The 7,626-nt window shown below is 77.2% G+C and carries 7 protein-coding genes; all 7 read left to right on the plus strand.

Features of this window, described 5'->3' with window-relative positions; genetic code table 11:
• Nucleotides 1-918 (plus strand): sugar transferase (locus GTW43_RS07340; RefSeq protein ID WP_161300812.1); only part of this gene is annotated, 918 nt, incomplete at its 5' end.
• A gap of 4 nt (nucleotides 919-922) precedes the next feature.
• Nucleotides 923-2,266, plus strand: a complete 1,344-nt coding sequence (locus GTW43_RS07345) for an O-antigen ligase family protein (protein ID WP_343245929.1) — start codon at nucleotides 923-925, stop codon at nucleotides 2,264-2,266.
• A 50-nt stretch (nucleotides 2,267-2,316) separates the two neighbouring features.
• Nucleotides 2,317-3,921 carry a lipid II flippase MurJ gene (locus GTW43_RS07350; protein ID WP_161300817.1) on the plus strand — a complete coding sequence of 535 codons (1,605 nt, stop codon included), beginning with the start codon at nucleotides 2,317-2,319 and terminating at the stop codon, nucleotides 3,919-3,921.
• On the plus strand, nucleotides 3,911-4,708 hold the full coding sequence (locus GTW43_RS07355; protein WP_237536454.1) for a polysaccharide deacetylase family protein: 798 nt from the start codon (nucleotides 3,911-3,913) through the stop codon (nucleotides 4,706-4,708). The genes GTW43_RS07350 and GTW43_RS07355 overlap by 11 nt, the downstream gene beginning before the upstream one ends.
• On the plus strand, nucleotides 4,705-5,847 hold the full coding sequence (locus tag GTW43_RS07360) for a glycosyltransferase (RefSeq protein WP_161300813.1): 1,143 nt from the start codon (nucleotides 4,705-4,707) through the stop codon (nucleotides 5,845-5,847). Before GTW43_RS07355 ends, GTW43_RS07360 begins: the two co-directional genes overlap by 4 nt.
• Nucleotides 5,844-6,497, plus strand: coding sequence for a lipopolysaccharide biosynthesis protein (locus tag GTW43_RS07365; RefSeq protein WP_161300814.1), 654 nt, complete (start codon nucleotides 5,844-5,846; stop codon nucleotides 6,495-6,497). The genes GTW43_RS07360 and GTW43_RS07365 overlap by 4 nt, the downstream gene beginning before the upstream one ends.
• A partial coding sequence (locus tag GTW43_RS07370) for a GNAT family N-acetyltransferase (RefSeq protein ID WP_161300815.1) occupies nucleotides 6,497-7,626 on the plus strand: 1,130 nt, incomplete at its 3' end. The genes GTW43_RS07365 and GTW43_RS07370, both read left to right, overlap by 1 nt.

A 7,626-nucleotide genomic window follows, 5' to 3' on the forward strand; every position in this document is an offset into this window, starting at 1 on the left:
CGCAGCGGCGTCCGGCCCGTCGGCATCGTCGCCACCGGGACGCCCGAGGAGGCCCGCGATCCGGCCGACGGCACGGGCCGTCCCGACGGGCCCGACCTGCCCGTCCTGGCGAGCCACGGCGACCTGCGGCGGGCCGTCATCCAGAACGGCGTGAGCCGGGTGATCGTCCTCGGCGGGCCCGGCGCCCCCGAGCACCGCGCGCCGCTGCGCCTCCTGTCCGACCTCCACTGCGACGTGTGGGAACTGGACCCGCAGCCCTCCCCGTACGTGCCGCGCGGTGTCCGCGGTGAGCACGCGCTCGCCGGATACCGCTGCCGGCCGCTCGACGGGCCGTACCTGCCGGTGCATCCCGGCAAGCGCGCCCTCGACGTGCTGGTCTCCGCCGTCCTGCTCGTGCTGCTCTCGCCGGTGCTGCTGTCCTGCGCGCTGTGGCTGCGGGTGGGCGAGGGGCCCGGCGTCGTGTTCCGGCAGGAGCGGATCGGCAAGGACGGGCGGCCCTTCACACTCCTGAAGTTCCGCACGCTGCGGCCCGCCGACGCGCTGGAGTCGGCGACCCGCTGGAGCGTCGCCGACGACCGCCGCGTCTCCCGCTTCTGCCGCTTCCTGCGCCGCACCTCGCTGGACGAGCTGCTCCAGCTGTGGAACGTCTTCCGCGGCGACATGAGCCTCGTCGGCCCCCGGCCCGAACGCCCCTACTTCGTCCTGCAGTTCGGCGAGGCCCACCCCGGCTACGGCGAACGCCACCGCGTCCCCACCGGCATCACCGGACTCGCCCAGATCAACGGGCTGCGCGGCGACACCTCCATCGAGGACCGCTGCCGCTTCGACAACGCCTACATCGACCAGTGGTCGCTGTGGCGGGACATCACCATCCTGCTGCGCACGGCCGCCGAGTTCGTCCGCCCCACAGGGAGCTGACCCGGTGACAGTCCTGCCCGCCGCCCTCACCGGACCCCGCCCGGGTCCGGCCCGGCTCCCGGCCGCCGTGCGCCGGGCCGGACCCGTCCTGCCCGTGCTGCTGCTCATCGGCATGCTCGCCCTGCCGCTCGACGGCGGCGGCCAGGAGGGCGGCGGCACCCCGGCCGACGCCGTGTCCGGACTGCTCGTCGTCTTCTGCGCGGTGCGTGCCGTGCGCATCCGGCAGCGCCCCCTGACCCGTACCGCCTACGCGGTGCTCGCCCTGCCCGTCGTGGGCGTCGCCGTCGCCGCGCTCGGCGCGGGCTCGGCGTCCGACGCGCTCCAGGGAACGGCGCGCTACTGCCAGATCCTCGTCCTCGTGCCCGCCGCCGTACTGCTCCTGACCCGCGGCCGCGACGACTTCCGGCGCCTCGCCCGGGGCCTGGTCGCGCTAGCCCTGTGGCAGGGCGCGATCGGCGTGCACCAGTACCTGACCGGGACCGGTGCCTCGTACGCGGGCGAGGACGTCCGGGCCGTGGGCACCTTCGGCGCCACCGACGTGATGGGCATGTCGACCGTCGTCGCCTACGGCCTGATCTGCTCGGTCGGGCTCGCGCTCGGCGGCCCCACCCCGCGCGCCCGGCTCGGTGCGCTCGGCTGCGCCGCCGTGCTCGTCGTCCCGCTCGCCCTGTCCTTCAGCCGCGGTGCCTGGATCGCCACCGCCGTCGTGATCGCCGCGCAGGTCGCGGTGACCGGACTGCGGCGCGCCGCCCGCCTGTTCACGGCCGCGCTCGCCGTCGCCGTCGTCCTCGTCGGCGGGCTCGGCGTCGGCACGGCGATGCTCCAGGAGCGGCTCACCAGCATCACGCAGGTCACCGCCGCCCCCGACCAGTCCGTCACCGACCGGTACACGATGTGGGCGGCCGCCCTCGCCATGTGGCAGGAGCACCCGGTCACCGGCGTCGGCCTCAAGAACTTCCCCGCCCACCGCGACAGCCACGCCTCCCTCGCCCTGTCCTCGGGCAGCGACGTGGCCGGCGCCGGCGAGGCCTTCCGCCGCCAGCCGCTGCTCTCGCCGCACAACATGTACCTGCTCGTCCTCAGCGAGCAGGGCCTGCTCGGCCTGTGCGCGATCGCCGGCGGCTGGGTGGCGCTCCTCGTCCTCGGGGTGCGCAGGCTGGCCGCCGCCCGGCGCGGCCCGCCCGGCGGACTCGACTGCGCGCTGATCGCCTGCGGACTGCTCGTCTGGCAGCTGATCGACTTCGCGTACGCGGACATCGGCGGGCCCTCCACGGTGCTGACGGCCGTCGTGTTCGGCCTGGCCGCCTGGTGGGCGCTGGCCGACCGCGGGACGGCGGCCCGCCCGTGAGGCCCGGCCCGCGGCAGGCTCCGCCGGACACCGCCGCCGACGAGACGCTCCTGCCCGCCGTCCCCGCGCAGCCGGGCCGGGAGAGCGGCGAGGGCCACGGCGCCTCCGGGTCCTTCCTGGCCCGCGCCGCCCTCCTGACCGCGCTGCTCTCCGCCGCCGGGTCGGTGCTCGGCCTCGGCCGCGACCAGGCGCTGGCCCACCTGTTCGGCGCGGGCAGCGCGACCGACGCCTTCCTCGTCGCGTGGACGGTGCCCGAGGTCGCCGCGACGCTCCTGATCGAGGACGGGCTCGCCTTCATGCTGGTGCCCGCGTTCAGCGCCGCGATCGCCGCCCGCGGGCGGACCGCGCCGGGCGCCCCGGACCCCGTACGGGCCTTCGTGGCGGGGTCGCTGCCGCGGCTGGCGACCGCGTTCGTCGCCGCGTCGCTGCTCCTGATCGCCGGGGCGCCCCAGCTCGTGGAGCTGCTCGCGCCCGGGCTGCCCGACCCGCGCCTCGCCGTCGACTGCACCCGGCTCACCGCGACCTGCGTGCTGACCTTCGGGCTCACCGGGTACTGCAGCGCGGCGCTGCGCGCCCACAGCAGCTACCTGGCCCCGGCCGCGATCTACGTCGCGTACAACACGGGCATCATCGCCACCCTGTTCGTCCTCGCCGACCGCTGGGGCGTGCGGGCCGCCGCGGCCGGGGTCGCCGTCGGCGGCTGCCTGATGGTGCTCGTCCAGCTGCCCGCCCTGCGCCGCCGGCTCGCCCCGGCCGCGCAGGGCGCACCGCGGCCCGGCAAGGCCGCCGCGGCCCGCCGCATGGACCTGGCGATGGTCGCCGCGGTGCTGCTCTTCGCGCTGTGCCGGCAGGCCCAGGTCTTCATCGAGCGCTTCCTCGCGGCGCCCCTGCCCGCGGGCGCCATCTCGCACCTCAACTACGCCCAGAAGATCGCCCAGTTGCCGATGGTGCTCTCCCTGATGCTGTGCACCGTCACCTTCCCCGTCGTGGCGAAGGCCCTGGCCCGCGGCGACACCGAACGGGCCCGCGACCGGGTCGAGCGGGACGTCACGCTCGCCGCCTGCATCGTGCTGCTCGGCACCGCCGTCGTGTTCGCGTGCGCGCCGCAGATCGTCGAGATCCTGTTCCAGCGCGGCGCGTTCACCGCCCGGGACACCGCCGCGACCGCCTCCATCATGCGCGTCTACTCGCTCGGGCTGCTCGGCCACTGCCTGGTCGGCGCGCTCGTGCGCTCCTACTTCTCCGCGGGCCGCCCCTCCTGGTACCCGCTCGCCGCGATGGCCGCCGGCATGACGCTCACCGCGGCCGCCGGCACCTGGGCGGTCGGCGTGTGGGGCGTCGGCGGCATCGCCGCGGCCAACGCGCTCGGCATCACCGTCACCGCCGCCCTGCTGCTCGGGGCGATGGGCCGCCACGCCGTCCCCGTACGGCTGCCCGTCGTCCTGCGCGAGCTCGGCAAGACGCTGCTCGCCGCGTGCGCCGCCACCGGTGCCGGGCTCGTCGTCGCGGACCGCGCCGCCGGGCCCGTCGCCTCCCTCGCCGCCGGGTCCCTCGTGATCGGCGCCGTCTTCTGTCTCCTCCTGTGGGCCCTGCACGTCCGGGCCTTTCTGCCCGCCGTCCGCACCGCGACCAGAAAGCTCCGGAATGCCCGCTGACACGCTCCTGCCGGAACCGGCCGGGTCCCGGCCGCGCACCCTGCTGCCCGGCCGCTCGCCCTGGGTCGCCATGTACCACTCGGTCGACGACTGCACCGAGGACCCGTACAACGTCACCGTCAGCCCCGCCCGCCTCAAGGAACAGCTGCGCTGGCTGCGCTCGCGCGGGCTGCGCGGCGTCACCGTCGGCCAGCTCCTCGACGCCCGCAGGCGCGGCACCGGCCGCGGGCTCGTCGGCCTCACCTTCGACGACGGCTACGGCGACTTCGTCGAGAACGCGCTGCCGCTGCTGCGCCACTTCGACTGCACCGCCACCGTGTTCGTGCTGCCCGGCCGGCTCGGCGGCGACAACGCCTGGGACCCGCAGGGCCCGCGCAAGCCCCTGCTCACCGCGCAGGGCGTGCGGACCGCCGCCCGGGCCGGCATGGAGATCGGCTCGCACGGCCTGACCCACGTCGACCTGACCCGGCTCCCCGCCGACGCCCGGCAGGCCGAGATCGCGCACAGCCGCGCCCGCGTCGAGGAGCTCACCGGCCGCCCCGTGCAGGGCTTCTGCTACCCGTACGGCCGCGTCGACCGGGCCACCGCCGACGCCGTCCGCGCCGCCGGGTACCGCTACGCCTGCGCCATCTCGCCCGGCCCGCTCACCGGGCAGTACGCGCTGCCCCGCGTCTTCGTCGGCGAGCGCGACACCCCCTGGCGGCTCGAGCTCAAGCGCCGCGTCCACCCCATCCGGCGTCGGCCCTGGACGAGCGCCGAGACCCCGTCCGCGGAGGTACGGCCGTGAAGGGCCTGCACATCATCACCGGCCTCGGCGCGGGCGGCGCCGAGCAGCAACTGCGGCTCCTGCTGCGGCATCTGCCCGGCACCCACGACGTGGTCACCCTCACCAACCCCGGGCAGGTCGCCGACGGGCTGCGCGCCGACGGCGTGCGCGTCGCCCACCTCGGCATGGCCGGCAACCGCGACCTCGGCGCCCTGCCCCGCCTCACCCGGCTGGTGCGCGCGGGACGCTACGACGTCGTGCACACCCACCTCTACCGGGCCTGCCTCTACGGCCGCATCGCCGCCCGCCTCGCCGGGGTGCCCGCCGTCGTCGCCACCGAGCACTCGCTCGGCGACACCCAGATCGAGGGCCGCCCCCTGACCCGGGGCGTGCGCGCCCTCTACCTGGCGGGGGAGCGGCTCGGCCGGGCCACCATCGCCGTGTCCCCGGCGGTCGCGGGGCGGCTGCACCGCTGGGGCGTCGCGCCGCACCGGGTGCACGTCGTCCCGAACGGCGTCGACGTGGACCGCTTCGCCTTCGACCCGGCCGCCCGCGCCGCCGTGCGCGCCCGCTACGGGCTGCCCGCGGACGCCTTCGTGGTCGGCGGCGTCGGCCGGCTCGTCCCCGGCAAGCGCTTCGACGTGCTCGTCGCCGCGCTCGCCGCCCTCCCCGGCGACGTACGCCTGCTGCTCGTCGGCACCGGCCCCGAGGAGGCCGCCCTCGACGCGGCCGCCCACGCGGCGGGGGTCCGCGACCGGATCGTGTTCACCGGCGAACGCCCGCACACGGCGGGCACCCCCGGCGCGGGACCCGACCTGCCCGCCCTGCTCTCCGCGATGGACCTGCTCGCCTCGCCGTCCACCGACGAGGCCTTCGGCCTGGCCGTCGTGGAGGCCCAGGCCTGCGGACTGCCCGTCGTCCACGTGCGCTGCCCCGCCCTCGACGACCTGCCCGCCGCGACGGCGGGCGACGCCGTCCGCGTCCCCTGCGAACCGGCCGCGTTCGCCCACGCGTTCACCGCGGCCCGCACCCGGCCGCCGGGCCCGCGCGCCCCGGCCCGGTCCGCCCTGCACTACAGCATCGCCCGCAGCGCCGCCCGCCACCTCGGGGTCTACGAGGCCGCGACGGGCGCATCGACCTCAGGAGTGAGCCCCCGATGACCGACACCCCCCGCAGCCGCTTCCACCGCGCCGCCCGCCGCACCCGCGCCCTGCCGCGCTGGTGGCCGCTGCCCGCCGGGATCCTGCTCGGCGCCCTCGCCGGCGGCGGGTACGGACTGGCCGCCACGCCCCAGTACACGGCGACGAGTTACGTGATCGCGGTGCCGACCGAGAAGGCCGACCCGATGTCCGCGGTCGGCTTCGCCCAGGCCTACGGGAAGGTCGCGACCCAGGTCGCCGTGCTGAGCGACGCGCAGGTCGCGGCCGGGGTGCCGGTGGCGCGGCTGCGCGACAGCGTCCGCGCCGAGACCTCGCCCGACGCGCCCATGGTGGCCCTCTCCGCGACCTCGTCCCGGCCCGCCGAGGCCATGGAGATGGCGAACGCGGTCGCCCGCGCCCTCACCACCGAGGCCTCCCACACCAAGGACGACACGCACGTCGAACTCCTGCGGTTCACACGGGCGGTCAAGCCCACCGAGCCGTCCACCCCGTCCGCCGCGCTGACCGCCCTCGTCGGGACCAGCGCGGGCGGGCTGCTCGGCGGCCTCGCCCTGCTCCTGCGCCCGCGCCGCGAGGAGGACCGGCCCGCGGCCGCCACGGTCCCGGCCCCGGCGGCCGCCGCCGGCGCCCCCGCCCGGAGCGGCGCCTGATGGCGGACGTCACCCTGTGCACCCGCACCGAGGAGTTCGGCGCGCTGCGCGAGGAATGGACCCGCCTGCACCGCGCCTCGCCCACCGCCACCCCCTTCCAGACCCACGCCTGGCTGCACTCCTGGTGGCTCTCCTACGGACGCCGCGGCGCCCTGCGCGTCGTCCTCGTGCGCCGCGCCGGACGCCTCGTCGCGGCGGCCCCGCTCATGCGACGGCTGCGCCCGGCCCCGGTCCTGACCCCGCTCGGCGCGGGCCTGTCCGACTACGGCGACGTGCTCGCCGACGCGTCCTGCCCCGAAGCGCTCGACGACCTCGCCGCCGCCCTGTGGACGCACGCCGCGGCCGGCCCGGTCGACCTGCGCGAGGTGCGGCCCGGCAGCGCCGCCGAGGCCCTCTACGACCGCTGGCCGGGACCGCGCCGCCGCCTCGACGACTCGCCCTGCCTCGACCTGCCCGCGCTGCCCATGGACGACCTGGTCGGGCGGCTGCCCCGGCCCCGCGCCCAGCGCGCCCGCGCGAAGCTGCGCAAGCTGGACGCGGCCGGCATCGAGCGCCGCGTCGTCACCCCGCAGGAGGTGCCCGGCGCGCTCCGCCGCCTCCTCGACCTGCACCGGCTCCAGTGGCAGCAGCGCAAGGTGACCACCGAGCACCTGCGGCCCCGCTTCGCCGACCACCTCGTGCGCGCGGTGACGCTGATGGCGCAGAGCGGCGACGCGCACGTCACCGAGTTCCGTCTCGACGGGGAGGTCGTCGCCGCCGACCTGACCCTGCGCTCCGCGCGCCTGGCCGGCGGCTACCTGTACGGCGCCCACCCCGGTCTGCGCGAGCGCCGGATCGACGTGGCGACGATGCTGCTGCGCTCGTGCACCGAGCACCTGCACGGCGGGGACGCGGGCCCGCCCGGCGTCCTGAGCCTGCTGCGCGGCACCGAGCCGTACAAACTGCACTGGCGGCCCGAGCCGTCCGTCAACCGGCGCCTCCTGCTCGCCCGCCGGTCCGGCACGCCCCAACTGGCCGCGCTCCTGGCCGAGGACCGCGCCCGCGCCCGGGCCCGGACGGCCCGCGACGCGTGGCGCGCACGCCGCACGGCACGGACCGCACCGGACGCCGGTAGGGACGACAGGCCCTA

This window comes from Streptomyces sp. SID5785 (genome assembly GCF_009870065.1).
Taxonomy (GTDB): Bacteria; Actinomycetota; Actinomycetes; order Streptomycetales; family Streptomycetaceae; genus Streptomyces.